This window comes from Microtetraspora fusca (assembly GCF_001570365.1).
Taxonomy (GTDB): Bacteria; Actinomycetota; Actinomycetes; order Streptosporangiales; family Streptosporangiaceae; genus Microtetraspora; species Microtetraspora fusca.
This window is the reverse complement of sequence record NZ_BBYK01000039.1, coordinates 364,947-380,978: the sequence shown is the minus strand read 5'-3', so window position 1 is coordinate 380,978 and position 16,032 is coordinate 364,947. Positions and strand designations below refer to the sequence as shown.

Sequence of the window (16,032 nt, the reverse complement as noted above, 5' to 3'; positions counted from 1 at the left end):
GGATGGACGGAAGCGTTGTTCTACGGGTGGCCGACGAATGCGCGGGTTTCCTCGACTCGGTGGTGGATCAGGACTGGACGGCCCCGATCCCCGGCATGGAGTGGACGGTCGCCCAGGTGGTGGCGCACATGAGCGAATGCGTCCTGTGGTACTCCATCGACCTGGCCGCGGGCGAGCGGGTGCTCGACACGATGGAGATGCGGGTCCGTCCGGAGTCCGAGGCGATCGACCTCGTCGCCACGCTGAGATCCGCCGCCGGAGTGCTGGCCCGCGTCGTGGACGGCATGCCGCCGGAGTCCCGCGGATGGCACCCCCACGGCCGCGCCGACGCGTCCGGCTTCGCGGCCATGGCCTGTGACGAGATGCTCGTTCACACGGCGGACGTGGGTCACGGTCTCGGTCGCGAATTCGCCCCCTCGGCGGAACTCAGTGACGCCACCGTGCGCCGCCTGTTCCCGTGGGCTCCCACCGACACGGACCGGTGGACCATGTTGCTTTGGGCCAACGGCCGCGCCGACCTCCCCGGCCACGAGCGTCAGGTCGACTGGAAGTGGCACTGTGCTCCGCTCGACGAATGGGACGGCGTCAACCCGTCAAAGGTCCCCGATCTGAAGGCATGAATTCGGATAAAAGAAATTCTCGTACGTGACCTGCGATCGCCTTCGCGTTCAAGGAATGAGCCGTCGACGACGCGGCTTTGGAGGGCTGCCGAATGGAATTCGCGTCAGGTGAGGCGAAATGGCGGGCGCGTCTGGGCAAACTCAGAGACGCCGTACGCCAGGAACTGGTCACCCGCCAGTTGGCGCCGTACCTTCCGGATCAGCCGGCGCGCATTCTCGACGTCGGATGCGGGCAGGGAACGCAGACCTTGCGGATGGCGGCGCGGGGGCATCACGTCACCGCGCTGGATTCCTCCCGGGAGATGCTGGCCCTGGTGACCGCTGAGATCACGCCTGGAATGCGGGTCGAAACGGTGCACGGCTCGGCCACCGAACTGCCCGACGGCCCCTTCGACGTGGTGCTGTGCCATGGCGTGCTGATGTACTTCGACGATCCCGCCCCGGTCGTGCGATCGATCGCGGACGTGATCAGGCCCGGCGGCCTGGTCTCCCTCCTGGTCAGGAACGGCGACGCCCTGGCGATGCGGCCGGGTTTGGCGGGCGACTGGGCCCGCACCGGTCAGGCGTTCGACGACATGACCTACGTCAACCGCATCGGCGTCACGGCCCGGGCGGATCGGCTGTCGGACCTGCGGTCGGTGCTCGCCGACCACGGGTTGCGGACCGAGAACTGGTACGGCGTACGCGTCTTCACCGATCAGGTGGACGACGCGCCCGTCCCCGAGGATTTCGCCGCTCTGCTGGCCTGCGAGGAGCGGGCGGGCCGTACGGATCCCTACCGTCAGGTGGCCGCTCTCACGCATCTGATCGCCCGCCGCGACGAGTAGAGCTCCCCCACGGTCGGGTTTTCCAGGACACGTGGTGGCCTTCGCGAGAGCCTTTTGTCGGGAACCGGCCGACCTGCCGCGCGCGCTCGGGCTTCATGGACAGCGGGTCATCCGCCGTCATCGAGCGATCGATTCGGATCGGACATCGCACCGGAACGCTCCTCCGCGTACCGGCGGACGACCGGCTCCAGGTAGTCCACCAGCGCCCCGCCAAGGTCGGCCAACTCGGCGGGGGAGCGCACAAAGGCGATGCGGTCCAGTTCCGGCTCACGCCCCAGTGCCGTTTCCGCGGACACCAGGGCTGCGAACCGCTTTCGCAGCAGCGCCGCCGGCTGACACGGAGCAAGGAACAGGACACCGATGCTCCCGTTCTCCCCACGCGTGACGCCCCACAGGGTCAGGTCGTCGGACGCCGTGTCGATGCCCGTCTCCTCGACCAGCTCCCGGGCGGCATGTCGGCGGAGCGCCGCCACATCGAGGGGCTCATGGTCGTCCGGCGGTTCGACTGATCCGCCCGGTAGCTGCCAGCGACCGGGACTGGCCGTCGTCGGCGACATCCGTCCGGCCAGCAGACGGCCGTCCTCGGTCGGCTGCACAATCGCGACGAACAGCGACGGAAGCCACGACGCCGCACCCGGGACCCGACGCAGGGCGTAGTGCCGGTAGGTCGTCCTCACCCAGGCGAGGACCACGCTGTGCGGCCCTTCCCAGGTCAGCCCCGCGGACGCCACCACCGGCCCGTCGAAGAAGCTCGGGTTCGCCCGCACCGCCTCCTCCCAGGCGCGGTCCAAAGCGAGTCGATCTTCGCTCGACACGTGAGGAGCGGGGGCTTCGACCAGGCGGAGCCGGTGAACCTCCAGGAGTTCGGCGCCAGAAGAGTGCAGCGATGGCTCGGTCACCGCCTCATGCTGACGCACCGCCGCCTGCCCGACAACGATCATCGTCCGGTGTCGGATACCTATCCCCTGCTCGTACCGGGCATGCGTCGATCACGGTTAGTCAACCAGGAAGGAGAAGTAAAGCCACTCGCTGTAAAAGGATGCGAAGTGGTCCTGCCAGTCGGCACGTACGGAGGCGAGCCACTCATCGTTGCCGCCCGCGAGCGCCGCTTCGGCCTGGGCCACGGCAGTGGGGATGTCGTGGGCGACCAGGTGGCGTACCTCATCCTCGGGATCATCGCCGCCGAGCGAGACGATCTCGCCCGTCTCCAGCAGAAAGAACTTCCCCCGCTGTTTCTCCAAGTGGGCCATGGTCTTGTCGACGCATGCGGCGAAGTCGCGGTCCGCGATCCCCTGGCCCACCACCTGGAGGAGGTCTCCGAGCAGTTCCGCGCCACCGGCGAAATCCGCGGCGATGCCGATGCGCGGGTTCCAGATCATGGACGGAACGACAGCCGTCTCACGTCCGACCAGCAACTTGTGCGCGAGCGGGATGCTCCAGTTGTGCTCAGAGATGCACCGGACCGGCTTCGGAATGTCTTCCTCGCTGGGCAGCGAGTCCGCGGAGTAGAGGTAGGAGCGGTTTGCCATGATCGCGAACATAACAGCGCCGGCCGACAAGAAACGCACCGTCCCGGCTCCCGACCGCGGTCGGCGGCGCGGTCCTCGCCGCACAGTCCGAGGCCGAGCCGGCCTGAAGTAATGACAGCGATCGAGCGTCGCTGAGGCTGACCTGGGCCACTACGCCGGAGATCAGCCGCGATCTCATGGACCGGAGGATCCCGTCGGAGGCATCCGTCCTATCCGGTGTATTCGTGCAGGTAACGTCCCGCTCGACACAGTAGGCGTTCGGCGGCATTTCGGTCCCATCAGTCGATGACAGGGTCCGCAAGGACGTGCATGAGGATCCGACCCTGAATGCCTTCGGGGTCGGAACCGGACATGGTGATGAGCGCTTTCCACAGCGCCCACCCGCGTGCTCGTCGCCAGGTGTCGTCGGGAAGGCCGACGGCCTCCCGAAAGACCTTCCGCTCGTCACCGACGAAGTAGGTCCATGCCATGACGAGGTCACATGCCGGATCGCCGATGCCACAGGTGCCGAAGTCGATCACCGCGGACAGTTTTCCGTCCTCGGTGAGCAGATTGCCGACGGCGAGGTCACCGTGGAACCACGTCGGCGGAAACGGCCAGGCCGAGGTCAGCGCACTCGCCCAGACGGCCCGGCAGGCGGCGGCATCGACGAGGTGCCCCACCTTGTCGAGGGCATACTCGACGTCATCGCTGTATACGCTCGGGTGGCAGCCTCGGAAGCAGGAGTGACGACCGCAGGCCGGTCCCTGATCCGTGGGGATCCTCCGGAGAACGGTGAGAAATCCCCCGAGGTCGCGTGCCAAGTCGATTCGATCGACGTTCGCGGCGCTCTCGACGGTGTCTCCCGCGATCCAGCGGCGTACCGACCAGGGGAACGGGTACCCAGCGGCCGGGCGTCCCGTCGCCACTGGTGTCGGCACGGGTAGCGGCAGATGCTCGGCCAGGATGGGCAGGCAACGGTCTTCCTTCTCTATGCCGGCTACGTAGCCTTCCGCACTGGGCAGGCGTACGGACAACCGATCCCCGAGCCGGAAGGTCCGGTTGTCCCAGCCTTGGCGGGCAACGGGCTCGATCGGGAGGCCGTCCCCTTCGGGGAACTGTTCGGAGATCAAGGTGCGTACGAGGTCGGCGGTGATGTCGATCACGGCCCAAGTCTCCGTGCTCCTGCGCGAGTTATCCAGCATCACGAAAACCGGCCTTTGAGAGGGCGGGCGGCACGCCGGTACGGCGGGCTGTCCGTAGCCGCTTCCGGCCTCGGCGCGCCCAGAGACGGGCGGAGGAGAGGCCGCGTTCCGGCGGACGTGCCCTGCCCACCGCCTTGATCTCCCAAGGTGTCCGTCCCGCCTGCTGCCTCTACCGACAGGCCGGGAGGCGTCCATGGCGAGCAGTCCATGCGGGCACGTCCGATCCGAGCCCGGCACCGAAAAATAATTTTGTCTTGACAGCAGAAGTCGTCGGCTGCCAAGGTGGGTCACACAACGAGAGACAGAGGAGATCGAGAGATGCGCAAGATCGTCGCGGCTTTCTTCATTTCGCTGGACGGCGTCGTCGAGTCGCCCGACAAGTGGCACTTCCCCTACTTCAACGACGAGATGGGGGCGGCCATCGGCGCACAGATGTCCGAGAGTGACGCGATGATGATGGGTCGGGTCATGTACGAGGACTGGGCGGCCTACTGGCCGGGCAAGACCGAGGCGGACGACCCCTTCGCCCCCTTCATCAACAACATCCAGAAGTACGTCGTCTCATCGACCCTCGACAAGGTCGAGTGGCAGAACTGCACTCTGGTCAGCGGCGACTTCGTCGAGGAGATCACCAAGCTCAAGCAGGAGCCGGGCAAGAGCATCAGCATCAGCGGCAGCACCACCCTCGTACGCTCGCTGATGCGACACGGCCTGCTCGACGAACTCCGCCTGCTCGTACACCCGATCGTGGTCGGCACCGGCCAGCGGCTGTTCGAGGAGGGCGTCCAGATCCCGATGAAGCTCACCTCCTCGACGACCTTCGAGACGGGTGTGCTGTCCCTCGTCTACCAGCCCGCCGAAAACTGAACGGCCTGGCCGCCAGCGCCGAAGAGGGACAGCCTTGCGGCCGGTCGGCTTTCCACGCGAGCGCTCACCTGACCGAGAACGAATCGCCGGACGGAATGTGCTCCGCCCGGCGATCAGCCCGGAGGTCGGGCGCTATGCCCGTCCGACCGGTCGGGTGTCACTCATCGAATGGTGACGCGATCCCCCTCCGGCGCCCTGACCGGTGAGTTCTTCACGATGTAGGACGCCAGCGCTCCGGTGTCGTCCGGCCCGCCGTGGTAGACAGTGGTGCTTCCCTCCCATTGGGGGAAGCCCTCCCAGCCGCCCATCAGCGTGTAATTGGCCGCAACCTTGATCACCTGCGTGTCGGTCACCGGAGCACCGTTCAACGTGATCTCGGTCACGACGCCACCCTCCAGCGTGTAGCGAAGTGAGGCCGACGGGGTCAGCACCCAGCCCGAGGGGTTCGGATACGCCAGCAGCTTCTTGAGCTGCGCGCCGGTCATCGCGTTCACGTCTACGGCGAGCCCGGCCGGCCGGGTGTTCCACAGTTCCTCGTAGGTGACCGGCCCCGCGTTCAGGTCCGTCCGGAACCCGTACCTGCTGACGAGGGCGACCTCCGCGCCGGAGAGGGCCTGGACCGCGTCCAGGTAGGCGTCAGCGACCAGTTCGACCAGCGGGCCACCGCTGGCGGTCAGTCCAATGTTCTCGGCGGTCGCGCCGAACGTTTCCTCCGCACCCGGCGAACCGCACTTGAAGTAGTAGAGGGTGTTGGATTTCAGACCGTTCGGCTGTCTGATCTCGATCTGCATCGAGGTCTTGGCCGTAGTCTCCCAGTCCCACTCCCAATCCCAGTCGAGCGTCTCCAGCACGGTGGTGAACACGGCTCCGTGGTCGGCCGGCACGTTGACGGTCTTCCACTCGTCGGTGCCGACGAGGCGATATTGGATAACCTGCGGGCCGGCGGGAAGCCCCTCGAAGGAGCCGTGGATTTTGAAGGTCAACGGGCACTTCGACGCGGTAATCCGCTCGAAGTTGATGGTGAGCTTCTGAACGAGGTTCTGAGTCGGGTCGCCACCCTGCTCAGGCGGCGTGTCGGCGTCCTCGATGGAGGCGGACACGGTGTTCCATGATTTCGGGGCGGCATGCGCCGCCGGGACAAAGGTGCCGGACGCCAGGGCGATAACAACCACCGGCCCGCCGATTCGGCGTCCAGTTCTCCCTAATAGACCCACAGGATTCCTCTCTTGCGGTCGCGACAAGGAATAGCGGATTAGCCCGTTCCCTTGGAGGAACAGAGGCTAGCCGGACCGACCGACAATTCGGCGGGGGCCTGAAAGCGGAGAGCACAAGCGCTTCACAGACCCGACCACATGGCTGACCGACGGTTCCGCCCGTCGGTCCTGCTCGCCACGCTCGTCGCCCGGCATGGGGTGCTCTGAAGGTGGACATGATCGGCCTGCTTGAACGGCTCCGCACGGTCCTGTACCGCAACCCGAAGTGTGACTAATTCGAGAATCGCCGTCAGCACGGCGGCATGCTGGGCTCCCGCATGAGCGCCCACCGCAAACCGACCTCCTTCACCATCCCCACACAGCCCCGATACGGTTGGACGGCAATCTGATCACGGCTCATGGCAGTAACATTCGGTCCTGCTTAGCCTGCAAATATGAGGCGCTTATGCGGGGTCTTGCTGATAATCATCGGGATCATGGGCGTTACGAGTTGCTCACCTCCCATAGCCGGGTCGACCGGAGTCAGCGTCGACGCCGAGGGGCATCCGATCGTCGTCCTGGCATGGTGTGAGGGAGCGACTCCTGAAGGCGTAAGCATCTCTCATTACGAGGACGCCTCGGGCCCGCTGGATGCCATGCCCGGCCCTTCATCAGGCGCAACGGTCGCGGACGATGTGGACTTCATCGCACCGTCCCTTGACGGACAGAGCGCATCCTTCCGGCTGGACGCCCCCGATGACGGCTGGACGGTGGAGCCAAAGCCGTTCGTACTGCGCCCGGGGGTTTCCTATCACGCATTCGGTTATCAGGGACGGGGCTCCAACCAGGTCAACACCAACTACGTCAGCTTCTCCGCCGACAGTGTGGCGACGCTGAAGCCAGGGTCGGTGCTGGTCCAGCGTTACGACGAGAAACGGTCGGTGCCCGATTGGGTTGATGTCGTGATCACACGGAAAGAATTCGACCGCCAAGGCCAGGATCCGGCCAACTGCCAGTGACCACTCTCGCAATGCATCACAACGCCGATCTCGGGCAGGCAGTGGAGGCGGCGCGGGCCCCTGACCTGCGAGCTTCATCTCCTGGTAATGGCACGGCAGTTGGCTCCGGCGCGGAGAGCGCCGGGTTGATTTCTCTGCGGATACAGCGCCTCGAATTCGGCAGGCGGGAGATCCCGGCAAGCTCTGCGCAACCGCGGACTGTTGCAGCAGTCCACCTATTCCATGGTGGCGATCTCCACATCATCCAGGCCCGTCCCATCGGTCTTGTACGGGTCGGTGGGGCTCTCGGCCAGAGCCTTGTCGTAACCGTCTCCGCGTGAGCCGGCCCGAGCAGACCCAACCACGTCCCTGCTGAAGGTGCTGGGCCGTTTCCTGTCGTCGCTCTCGGCCTGGCGGACCTGGCCGCGCCACGCCTTCCCATGCACACCGAGTTGGCCGGCGACGGCCGCAACCCTGCCGTGAACCATTTCCGGAATCAGCGGTAAGTACAGGCAACCGTGCTCACGTGTCGAAAGGCATCGAATGAAGGAGCAAGCAATCCATGCCCGGACTACCCGCGAAAGATGAGCGGCTCGCCGACACGACGCTGATACAGCTGTCCTGGGAGGAACCGGAGGTCGAGTGCGGTAGGGGCCTTGGACGAAGTAGCGCAGCTCGGGAACGAGGTGGCGGCTGGTCTAGGTGCCCTTCCGGGTGCGGAGACCCTGGACGGCGGCGATGATCCTTTTCTTGTCGTAGCCGCTGGTGGGCATGGTCGCGCCGTGAGCGTGGCGGATGACGCCTCGGGAGTCGATGAGGATGCTGCCTGACTGCTGCAGGGAGCCGAAGACCTTTCTGCTCAAGCCGATCATCTCGTGCGGGGTGCCCCGGCGGCCGACGAGGACGGGGAACGGGACCTGGCGCTTGGCCTTCCACGCCGCCGCTTCTTGACGGTCCTCAGGAACCGCGACAAGCACCTGAACGTCGTCAGCTGCGAACTCGTTGCGGCGCCGGATGAGGTCGTGGACGTGCCTGTTGCAGACCGCGCATGACGTCGACCGCATGAAATAGATCAGCACGGCATGATTGCCCTGGAAGTCGGACAGGCGGACGGCCCGGCCGTCGGTGTCCTCCAGCGCTATGTCGGGTGCGGGCGATCCGGTTTCGAGCATGGCGAAGCTTCCCCTTCTAACTCGGGTTGTGGAAATGCGGTCTACACAGGCCAGGTGCCGGTGGTTCCGGGGTCATGCCGGCCGTCGATGGGGCCGGTCGTGCCGCCCAAGCTGAGGCGAAGCCTGTTGCGGGCCCGGTGCAGCTGGGACTTCATCGCGGCGTTACTCAAGCCGAGCGCCCCTGCGACGCTCCGCCCCGGGTAGCCCAGTACATCCCGCATGATCAATACTCTGCGCTGAACATCTGGCAACTCCTGGATCGCCTTCGCGACGAGTTCGGCTTCCAGACGCCGGATGACCTCGTCCTCGGCTGAGGTCACCAGACCGGCTTCGGCCTCGTCAGGACGCTCGAACAGCACTCGAGCGCGGCGCAGGCACTCGTTCCGGACGATTTGGAACATCCACGATGCCAGTGCCCTGGTGGCGCGCAGGGAGCCGATCTTCCGGTAGAGGATGATCAGCGCTTCCTGCGCGGCGTCTTCGGCATCCTGCGGGGACGCACAAAGATGCTCCGCGAAGCGCCGCACATGAGAATGGGCACCATGGAGCACCGCAGTGATCGACTCGCGATCACCGGCCTGTGCGGCCTCAATGAGCTGCGTGCTCGCCCAAGAGCGGTCAGCCACGTCCACGCCCTCGCCGCCGAAACGAGGTCCCGAAGAGCGCCAGCCGCACAGTCGGCATCACGACGTCACTCATCCCCATCTCCTTCGCCAGTGTGGCCATCACCCCATAAGAGGCCCCCACACCGCGAAAGGATTCGCCGTTATCACGGCAAACCTCGCCGGGCTCACACCGAGCAGCACGCCGCCCAACCTCGTGGAATTGATCATGTTGGGGGGAGTGGGCTTCTGACCTGCGGCCCGGCGCGGCGCCGATCAGCTGCCCTCGGCAGCGTTCCGCACCTTCTTTGCTGCTTGGCCAACCATCGCGTGGCCTTCGCTTCCCTTGGGTAATGCGAGCGCACCGCAACCGCGACGAGAGGTCGAGACGGCGGTCAGCAGACGGTGATCAGCACTCGCCGGCCGGGAGCAGAGGCGAGCCGAAGCACGCCACGCAGTGCCAGACCTTCTTCAGCGCCTGCACGTCGTAGCGTCCAGTGCGGGCAGCGTCTCCGATGATCCGCGGATCGAGCAGGCCGTCGACCGCGATCTCGGCGCCGAGCGCTACGTACTCCTGTCCCCGGTAGTTCGGGTGGCGCCGCAGATGATCGATCGTGAGACGAAATCCGGAATGCCACTTCAGGGCGCACGGAAGCCGGCGGGCCGCAGCCTCCACGGCCGTGCCGCGATAGCTCGGGTCGAGGAACAGGGCCTCCACGTCCCGGTCGAGCCTGACCGGCCCGTGCACCTGCGCCTCGATGTAGTCGTCCAGGAGGTCCTGGTCGTCAGCTTCGGCCAGTTCGATCAGCGCCATGCGGGACGCGACGCCGAACGCCGAGGGTTCGAAGAAGCTGTCTGGGTAGCAGAATGTGGTTCGCCGAAGAGTCTCGGCCGTCAGCTTGAAGTGGGCGGAGCCAAACCGCGGCGCGGCGCCGATGGACTTGCGCCGGAAGTTCAGCGCACCGTAGACGGGGCGCTCCTCGGCAGGCGCATGGTCGTACGCGCCACCGAAGATCCTGCTTTCCCAGCGCCACCGGTCGCCGCCGGGATGAGCGGTGAGTCCCCCGTTGCTCGTTCCGGTGACGAATTGCGACACGTAGACGCCGTCGTCGGCCAGCCTGAGCAGGATCTGCCGGCCGCCGACCAAGCGGTCAGGGTGGAAGTTGAGCGTCACCTGCAACCGAGGGTCGAGCGGGTCCCCTGACGACAGGGCCTCGACGTGGCGGAGGGCTCGCTCCTGCGGCGACGTAGACGTGTCCACGCTCATCCGCACAGTCTGCCTGCGCGCGATCTGTCATCGCATCCCGAATAGACGTGCCCGGCCTACGCCTGGGTGAGGCTCTGGGCTCCGTATTGCCGACAGCCCGCGAGTGACCGTGACTGAACGTCCTTAATGGCACGCTATTGACACCGTGATCACCCGCACGGGCTGCTCTGACAGAGGTGCCATGCCCGGCCTGTCCCCGCCCTCCTCGTAGCTGTCGCCGAGTCCGTGGTAGGTAATCTCGGCATGGAGTTCTTCTGTTATCACCGTGATCGGCCTGACTCCGCGGCGCTGCGCGACGAGCTGCTGGAAGAGCACTGGTCCTACATGGACCGGTACGCGGCGGAAATGATCGCCCGTGGCCCGACCTTCGGCCCCGGCAGCGACACGGCCACCGGCAGCGTGCACATCCTCGACCTGCCAGATGTCGCCACTGCGCGTGCGTTCGTCTTCGACGAGCCCAACTATCAGGCCGGTGTATATCGGGATGTGGTGTTGCGCCGATGGCGCAACGTGCTGGGGCGCACCATGTGGGATTTCCCTGGCGGCCGAGAGGGCGGCAACCGGTATCTCGTGCTGGGCCTCGGCTCCGGGCAGGCTGCCGACCTTGTCCCGCCGTCCGGCCAGGACGAACTGATCGCGTATGGGCCACTGCTGTCCGACGACGGCACCACCTGGCTGGGTACGGCGCTGCTGGTCCGGGCGCCGGACCCGGATGCGGCACGCGCCGTCCTGACCCCGGACCGGTACGCCGACATCGAGGTCCACGACTGGGAGTTCGGCGGGCGGCGGTAATGAGCACGTGACCATCACCGAGGTGTGCCGGCGTAGCTCGTCGTAGTGGCCGGCGCCTCGGCGCGTTCGGTACGGGACCGAGGCCGTATCAGGGCCCGCCGGGGCGGATCAGTCCGCACTCGTAGGCGAACACCACCGCCTGAACGCGGTCGCGCAGGGTCAGCTTGGCCAGGACGTGGGTCACATGCGTCTTGATGGTCGGTTCGCTGAGGAACAGGGCGGCGCCGATCTCGGCGTTCGACAGTCCACGGGCGATCATCACCAGCACCTCCAGCTCCCGCGGGGTCAGCTGGTTCAAGCCCGCAGGGGCGGCGGCCGAGGGGCGGGGGCGGCGTACATAGTCCTCGATCAGCAGCCGCGTGATCTCCGGGGCGAGGAGCGCCTCGCCCGCCGCGACGGTGCGGATGGCGTCCGCGAGCTGCCGGGGCGGTGCGGTCTTGAGCAGGAAGCCGCTGGCGCCGGCGCGCAGCGCCTCGTAGACGTACTCGTCGTGGTCGAACGTGGTCAGGATCAGCACCCGCGCCCGACTGCGCCCGTCGGCGAGCAGCCGCCGGGTGGCCTCGATGCCGTCGACCCGGGGCATCCGTATGTCCATCACGACCACGTCCGGGTCGCCGGTCAGCGCGGCGACCACCGCCTCGCCGCCGTCGGCCGCCTCTCCCACGACCTCGATGTCGGGCTGGCCCTCGAGGATGGAGCGGAAGCCGCCGCGCACCAGGGCCTGGTCGTCGGCCAGGAGGACCCGGATCACGGCTGCGGAGCCGCACCGGCGCGGGCGGGCGGCTCGGTCAGCGGCAGACTCGCCCGCACCGCGAACCCGCCGGTCGGCTCGGCGTCCGCGCTGAGCGTGCCCCCGTACAGGCCGACCCGCTCCCGCATGCCGACGAGCCCGTGCCCGGTCCCGGCGCCGATCGCGCCGCGCCCGTCGTCGACCACCTCCACGGTCACCTCGCTCTCCGTGTAGTGCAGCAGCACCCGGGCCTGAGCGGGACCGGCGTGCTTGAGCGTGTTGGTCAACGCCTCCTGCACCACACGGTAGATGGTGAGCTCGACGCCGGGCGCGAGCGGGCGTACCGCGCCGGTCGCGGAGACCGTGACCGGCAGCCCGATCTCGCTCATGTGGGTGGCGAGGTCGGCGAGGTCGGCGGTGCCGGGCTGGGGGCGCAGGCCCGGCCCACCGGCCGCGCCGCGCAGCAGCCCGAGCATCCGGCTGAGCTCCGTGATCGCCTGCCGGCCCGTGTCCTGGACCGAGCGCAGCGGGGCCCGGGCCGCATCCGGATCGCGGTCGAGCAGGTCCTCGGCGGCACCGGCCTGCACGACCATGACGCTCACGCAGTGCGCCACGATGTCGTGCAGTTCCCGGGCCAGCCGGCCCCGCTCCTCGGAGATCGCGGCGCGGATGGACTCCTGACGCTCGTCCTCCAGCCGCCGCGCGAGGGCCCGGGCCGCCTCGTGGCCGTGCACCTGACGGCGCACGATCCGGCCGGCGGCGATGCAGAAGAGGTACGGCAGGAACATGATCGGCAGGTTGGGCGTGCTGTGGACGGCCGGCACCAGCAGCCAGGCGACCGTCATCGCCGCGCAGGGCGCGAGCACACCCAGGATCACCCGGCGGCCCTCGGCGTACCGGGCGGCGGAGTAGGTGGCGATGAGCAGCGGCAGGAAATCGCCCCACAGCTGCACGGTGAGCGTGGTGAACAGCTGCGGCCCGGCGCTCGCCAGCGCCACGCACACCGCCGTCGCGACCGGCGCGCGGCGGCGCAGCGCGAGCACGGCGGTGGCCACCGCGGTGGTGATCGCGCGGACCGGCTCGGAGCCGTAGTGGTCCGCCTGCTCGACGTTGAAGCGCAGGTCCAATTGGGCGAAGACGGTGAGCACCAGGGCGAGCACACCGTCGCCGATCAGGTGCGCCTGGCGCCGGTCGGTCATGCGGCGAATGTACCGACCTGCACGGCCGTCGCACGTCATCCCCGGGTATCTCCCGGGTCATCCGCGAGTATCGGCACGAGGCGACCCCAGCTCGATGCCCCGGCCCCGGCCGCGGGGCGACCCTGGGTGCGCCGGAGCGCGCCACCGGGGCGCGGCGGCGGAAGGGTGATCATGAACGACATGCGGACACGCCTGGCCGGCTGGGCGCTGATCGTCGGCACCGTGGTGGCGTGCGCCGGATACCTGACGGCGAACGCACTGGCGAGCGGCACCGGGGACGCCCGGTTCACCAGCCCGCACTGGCCGCTGCTCAACGGCATCGCCATCGGCGGCGACATCCTCGTCGTACTCGGCCTGCCGGCGATCCTCACCGGGCACGGGCGCCGCGCGGAGAAACTGACCATGTTCGGGTACATCGGCACCTTCGCCGCGCTGGTGATGCTGAACGTCGCCGAGGGCGTCATCGAGGCCTTCGTCAAGCCGTACCTGGTCGGGCACGGCGGCATCCCGTCGGACCCGCCGGCCGGTTACGCCGTCTACGAGACGTGCGCGCTGGTTCTGATGCTCGCCGGCTTCATCTGCCTGGGCATCGCCGTGCTGCGGGCCAAGGTGTACCCATGGTGGACCGGTGTGCTGTTCATCGTCACGCCGGTGGCCAGTTTCCTCGGCCTGCCCGGGGGCTGGGCGCTGATCGCCGACTACCTGTGCTTCACCGCGCTGCTCACCATCGGGGTGCTGACGGTGCGCGGCTCAGCGCGTGCAGCGCTCGACCCGCAGTTGCGGGTCGGAGCCGAGCAGCAGGCTTGAGCCCTGCCTGCTCGGCGCGTACTCACTCGCGGCGGCGGCTGCTGACGAAGGTAGTCGCCTCGCGGGCGAGCGCGAGCCGCAGTTCGGGTAGCCGCGCAGTCCAATGGTCCCGCAGAGCCGCGGCACCGTGGTCTCCGAGGTGCCGCGCTCGGGAGCGAGCACGCCGCTCGACTCGGCGACGCCCTGGGGTCGGCCGGCACCGCGTACGGCGTGAGCCCGAGCCACATGTCGGGGCAACGCTCCCCGTTCAGCGCCCCGCATATTGCGGGTGTTCCAATGAGCCGGCTACAGGCACTTCAGCCAGGCAGCAATGGGGAAGCTGATCCCATCCGGCGTCTTGACCCAGCGGTACCCGGCTTCGACCCTGGCCCCTCTACTGCGTGGCTCATGGGCCTGGGCATCCCAGAGACAGGACGGGCGACCACCTACTGTGGTCTGGCCGCCGGCGTCTGTCCACACCATGTTTGCGCGGAAGGCCGCCGTGACCCCGTTGTCCGCCTGGAAGGACCCCTCCTCGCCATCAGCCATCAGCCATGCTTGCCCCTCCGCCACGCGCAGAGGGACCGTCCCGAATGGAAGGTATGTCGCGACGAAACCACCCAGGAGGGCAGCGGCGACTGCGATCAAGGCTAACTGCATACGGCTGAGGGACAGGCGTTTTGGGCGCATGTCGAGGGTCATGGTCGAACTGTACGGCCGGCGCATCTTCTTGTCTGCGCCCCGCTGCCCGACGTCAGGTCCCCACCTCAGCCATCCATGGACCTCCGGTCGCGTATGCCGATCACACCGATGCCTGTCCTCCGGCCGGAGGCACTGAGTTGAAGCGGTGTGGGCCGAGAGGCGGGAACGGCCGACGCCAACGTGAAGCGCCGAAGGGCCGCGATGCGGTTGAACTCGGTGGCGGAACGCTCGACCGTGATGCTTGTGGTGCTTGGCATCTTCGGTAACCGCGCACGGGCCGCATGGTTCACGCGAGGACGGCCCTCAGGCCGCACGCGCAGCATGCGGCCGAGCACAGGGCGGCGCGTTACCGACGAGCGGCGGCACCAGGTGGCGAAGCAGATAGACAACCTCGCACGAGGACAACAAGAGACAGAACGTTTCCGTGTCGGCACTCTGCGCCATTCGGCCAAATCACCATCCTTCCCGCCCGATCCGGGTCAATGGCCTCAGGCAGCACGGAAAGAAAACTCGGCACCGCCGATCAGTCTCGCAAACGCTCTGATTCGACGATTCCGTCCGACTTTCGTTCAGTTGTATGGGCGAGTTGTTAGGCGCTGACAGAGAGTGTGGTTACCGCACTTTGCAGCCGGCCCTGCAGAATTAAGGACCAATGGTGCTCCACTCTGGTCCGACTGATTTATCGGCAGGTCACCGAAGTCCACAACTTCGGATGCCGGAGGGGCAATGACCTTCACCTTTGCGTTCCAATGGTGGTACCGAGTATCCACCACGTGAGCACTCATTTTCCTGGTCAGCTTGCCGTCGGAGCCGCGTTCATACTCCTTTGCGTCGTACTGCGTAACCAGGCGGACAGGCAACCCATCCTTGTCGGTGAACAACCTGAAAGAAATTTTTTGTTTTTCTGGGTTCATGGGACCCAGCTCGGCATACAGATCCTCAGCTTTGAGGGTGCCGCGATACTCGCCCGAGCGGAGAGAAGTGGCTTTCGAGATCACGAACTTCAGCCTTGCGGGGCTAAGGATGTCAACAAGCTGATCGCCGCGCTGGCCATAATTTTGCCAGGATGCGCTCTTGCCGAACCTGATCCAGGTCGTTCCTTCAGGCATCGGCCCCCAGTCGAAACCCTGGACATAGGTGTAGCGTCCCACGTTGACTGCACGAAGGGGTGTGCGTATGCCTTCCAACTCTTCGTCACTGAAGGTGGCCTCGAGTTCGGGCGTGATCTTCACCTTGGATGTGAGGTCATAACCGACCACTCCAGACTTCCCAAACCCGATCACGCCAGTGGTCCGGTTGATATAGGCCCGCTTGGACCCCTTGGAGATCGTCTGGTGCGTCTCGGAAACCAGGACTCCGCGTCCGACCACGAACTGCTGCCTGAGAGTCTGAACCGGCTTGACAGGCGATGCGGCAAGAGCAGTTCCAGTGTCAGTAAGCAGGGCCGCGAGCATACCAAGCACGACGACGACGCTGAGACGCTTCATATCGCTCCTTGAGCTAAAGCAAGCAACGGAAACCTTGCCGCCTTTGAATCACATAGCGATCTCGGATTTGGCTAGGT

18 protein-coding genes are annotated in these 16,032 nt (G+C 66.7%); 6 read left to right on the top strand and 12 right to left on the bottom strand.

Annotation, left to right across the window (positions count from 1 at the left end):
* The first annotated feature begins 2 nt into the window (after positions 1 to 2).
* Entirely contained in the window at positions 3 to 620 is a 618-nt protein-coding gene (locus AWQ68_RS04850) for a maleylpyruvate isomerase family mycothiol-dependent enzyme (RefSeq protein ID WP_066935191.1), read from the top strand.
* Positions 621 to 712: 92 nt separating this feature from the next.
* Positions 713 to 1,447 carry a methyltransferase domain-containing protein gene (locus tag AWQ68_RS04845; RefSeq protein WP_066935188.1) on the top strand — a complete coding sequence of 245 codons (735 nt, stop codon included), beginning with the start codon at positions 713 to 715 and terminating at the stop codon, positions 1,445 to 1,447.
* 107 nt (positions 1,448 to 1,554) lie between these two features.
* On the opposite strand, the gene AWQ68_RS04840 is transcribed toward AWQ68_RS04845, so the two are convergent.
* The 3 genes from AWQ68_RS04840 to AWQ68_RS04830 form a co-directional block, all read right to left on the bottom strand.
* Positions 1,555 to 2,346 carry an NUDIX hydrolase gene (locus AWQ68_RS04840; RefSeq protein ID WP_066935644.1) on the bottom strand — a complete coding sequence of 264 codons (792 nt, stop codon included), beginning with the start codon at positions 2,344 to 2,346 and terminating at the stop codon, positions 1,555 to 1,557.
* Positions 2,347 to 2,442: 96 nt separating this feature from the next.
* A complete protein-coding gene (locus AWQ68_RS04835; RefSeq protein ID WP_066935641.1) occupies positions 2,443 to 2,976 on the bottom strand; it encodes a DUF7822 domain-containing protein in 534 nt (177 codons plus the stop codon).
* A 278-nt stretch (positions 2,977 to 3,254) separates the two neighbouring features.
* A complete protein-coding gene (locus AWQ68_RS04830; protein ID WP_066935185.1) occupies positions 3,255 to 4,121 on the bottom strand; it encodes an aminoglycoside phosphotransferase family protein in 867 nt (288 codons plus the stop codon).
* A gap of 357 nt (positions 4,122 to 4,478) precedes the next feature.
* On the opposite strand from AWQ68_RS04830, the gene AWQ68_RS04825 reads away from it, so the two are divergent.
* The gene (locus tag AWQ68_RS04825; RefSeq protein WP_066935182.1) at positions 4,479 to 5,027 is read left to right on the top strand and encodes a dihydrofolate reductase family protein; all 549 of its coding nucleotides are present in this window, start codon (positions 4,479 to 4,481) and stop codon (positions 5,025 to 5,027) included.
* 161 nt (positions 5,028 to 5,188) lie between these two features.
* On the opposite strand, the gene AWQ68_RS04820 is transcribed toward AWQ68_RS04825, so the two are convergent.
* On the bottom strand, positions 5,189 to 6,199 hold the full coding sequence (locus AWQ68_RS04820; protein ID WP_218006765.1) for a 5'-nucleotidase C-terminal domain-containing protein: 1,011 nt from the start codon (positions 6,197 to 6,199) through the stop codon (positions 5,189 to 5,191).
* Between the two features lie 518 nt (positions 6,200 to 6,717).
* Here AWQ68_RS04820 and AWQ68_RS42055 point away from each other — a divergent pair.
* Positions 6,718 to 7,239 carry a hypothetical protein gene (locus tag AWQ68_RS42055; RefSeq protein WP_157544903.1) on the top strand — a complete coding sequence of 174 codons (522 nt, stop codon included), beginning with the start codon at positions 6,718 to 6,720 and terminating at the stop codon, positions 7,237 to 7,239.
* 677 nt (positions 7,240 to 7,916) lie between these two features.
* Here AWQ68_RS42055 and AWQ68_RS04805 read toward each other — a convergent pair.
* The 3 genes from AWQ68_RS04805 to AWQ68_RS04795 form a co-directional block, all read right to left on the bottom strand.
* On the bottom strand, positions 7,917 to 8,390 hold the full coding sequence (locus AWQ68_RS04805; protein WP_066935170.1) for a peroxiredoxin family protein: 474 nt from the start codon (positions 8,388 to 8,390) through the stop codon (positions 7,917 to 7,919).
* Positions 8,391 to 8,431: 41 nt separating this feature from the next.
* A complete protein-coding gene (locus tag AWQ68_RS04800) occupies positions 8,432 to 9,022 on the bottom strand; it encodes an RNA polymerase sigma factor (protein ID WP_245655742.1) in 591 nt (196 codons plus the stop codon).
* A 379-nt stretch (positions 9,023 to 9,401) separates the two neighbouring features.
* Positions 9,402 to 10,259, bottom strand: coding sequence for a DUF3626 domain-containing protein (locus AWQ68_RS04795; RefSeq protein ID WP_066935167.1), 858 nt, complete (start codon positions 10,257 to 10,259; stop codon positions 9,402 to 9,404).
* Positions 10,260 to 10,502: 243 nt separating this feature from the next.
* Between AWQ68_RS04795 and AWQ68_RS04790 the strand changes: the two genes are divergently transcribed.
* Positions 10,503 to 11,051, top strand: a complete 549-nt coding sequence (locus AWQ68_RS04790; protein ID WP_066935164.1) for a YciI family protein — start codon at positions 10,503 to 10,505, stop codon at positions 11,049 to 11,051.
* Positions 11,052 to 11,139: 88 nt separating this feature from the next.
* Here the strand turns inward: AWQ68_RS04790 and AWQ68_RS04785 are convergent, their stop codons facing one another.
* Together AWQ68_RS04785 and AWQ68_RS04780 are read right to left on the bottom strand one after the other, a co-directional pair.
* Entirely contained in the window at positions 11,140 to 11,802 is a 663-nt protein-coding gene (locus AWQ68_RS04785) for a response regulator (RefSeq protein ID WP_066935161.1), read from the bottom strand.
* Positions 11,799 to 12,980, bottom strand: a complete 1,182-nt coding sequence (locus tag AWQ68_RS04780; RefSeq protein ID WP_066935158.1) for a sensor histidine kinase — start codon at positions 12,978 to 12,980, stop codon at positions 11,799 to 11,801. The genes AWQ68_RS04785 and AWQ68_RS04780 overlap by 4 nt, the downstream gene beginning before the upstream one ends.
* A 180-nt stretch (positions 12,981 to 13,160) precedes the next feature.
* Here AWQ68_RS04780 and AWQ68_RS04775 point away from each other — a divergent pair, with 180 nt between their 5' ends.
* Positions 13,161 to 13,787 carry a hypothetical protein gene (locus AWQ68_RS04775; protein WP_157544901.1) on the top strand — a complete coding sequence of 209 codons (627 nt, stop codon included), beginning with the start codon at positions 13,161 to 13,163 and terminating at the stop codon, positions 13,785 to 13,787.
* Here AWQ68_RS04775 and AWQ68_RS42050 read toward each other — a convergent pair.
* The 3 genes from AWQ68_RS42050 to AWQ68_RS42045 all read right to left on the bottom strand — a co-directional run bounded on the left by AWQ68_RS42050 (position 13,731) and on the right by AWQ68_RS42045 (position 15,955).
* Complete coding sequence (locus AWQ68_RS42050) at positions 13,731 to 14,012, bottom strand: hypothetical protein (RefSeq protein WP_157544899.1); 282 nt, start codon at positions 14,010 to 14,012, stop codon at positions 13,731 to 13,733. The two genes, AWQ68_RS04775 and AWQ68_RS42050, sit on opposite strands and share 57 nt — an antisense overlap.
* 60 nt (positions 14,013 to 14,072) lie before the next feature.
* The gene (locus AWQ68_RS04770; protein ID WP_157544897.1) at positions 14,073 to 14,468 is read right to left on the bottom strand and encodes a hypothetical protein; all 396 of its coding nucleotides are present in this window, start codon (positions 14,466 to 14,468) and stop codon (positions 14,073 to 14,075) included.
* 569 nt (positions 14,469 to 15,037) lie between these two features.
* A complete protein-coding gene (locus AWQ68_RS42045) occupies positions 15,038 to 15,955 on the bottom strand; it encodes a hypothetical protein (RefSeq protein WP_157544895.1) in 918 nt (305 codons plus the stop codon).
* Between the last annotated feature and the right edge of the window lie 77 nt (positions 15,956 to 16,032).

What these genes read in the sequence shown, in the direction of transcription:
- AWQ68_RS04850 (WP_066935191.1), top strand. Translation starts at nt 3, where the DNA reads ATGGACGGAAGCGTTGTTCTACGGGTGGCCGACGAATGCGCGGGTTTC.
- AWQ68_RS04845 (WP_066935188.1), top strand. Translation starts at nt 713, where the DNA reads ATGGAATTCGCGTCAGGTGAGGCGAAATGGCGGGCGCGTCTGGGCAAA.
- AWQ68_RS04835 (WP_066935641.1), bottom strand. Translation starts at nt 2,976, where the DNA reads ATGGCAAACCGCTCCTACCTCTACTCCGCGGACTCGCTGCCCAGCGAG.
- AWQ68_RS04825 (WP_066935182.1), top strand. Translation starts at nt 4,479, where the DNA reads ATGCGCAAGATCGTCGCGGCTTTCTTCATTTCGCTGGACGGCGTCGTC.
- AWQ68_RS42055 (WP_157544903.1), top strand. Translation starts at nt 6,718, where the DNA reads ATGGGCGTTACGAGTTGCTCACCTCCCATAGCCGGGTCGACCGGAGTC.
- AWQ68_RS04805 (WP_066935170.1), bottom strand. Translation starts at nt 8,390, where the DNA reads ATGCTCGAAACCGGATCGCCCGCACCCGACATAGCGCTGGAGGACACC.
- AWQ68_RS04795 (WP_066935167.1), bottom strand. Translation starts at nt 10,259, where the DNA reads ATGAGCGTGGACACGTCTACGTCGCCGCAGGAGCGAGCCCTCCGCCAC.
- AWQ68_RS04790 (WP_066935164.1), top strand. Translation starts at nt 10,503, where the DNA reads ATGGAGTTCTTCTGTTATCACCGTGATCGGCCTGACTCCGCGGCGCTG.
- AWQ68_RS04780 (WP_066935158.1), bottom strand. Translation starts at nt 12,980, where the DNA reads ATGACCGACCGGCGCCAGGCGCACCTGATCGGCGACGGTGTGCTCGCC.
- AWQ68_RS04775 (WP_157544901.1), top strand. Translation starts at nt 13,161, where the DNA reads ATGCGGACACGCCTGGCCGGCTGGGCGCTGATCGTCGGCACCGTGGTG.
- AWQ68_RS04770 (WP_157544897.1), bottom strand. Translation starts at nt 14,468, where the DNA reads ATGACCCTCGACATGCGCCCAAAACGCCTGTCCCTCAGCCGTATGCAG.
- AWQ68_RS42045 (WP_157544895.1), bottom strand. Translation starts at nt 15,955, where the DNA reads ATGAAGCGTCTCAGCGTCGTCGTCGTGCTTGGTATGCTCGCGGCCCTG.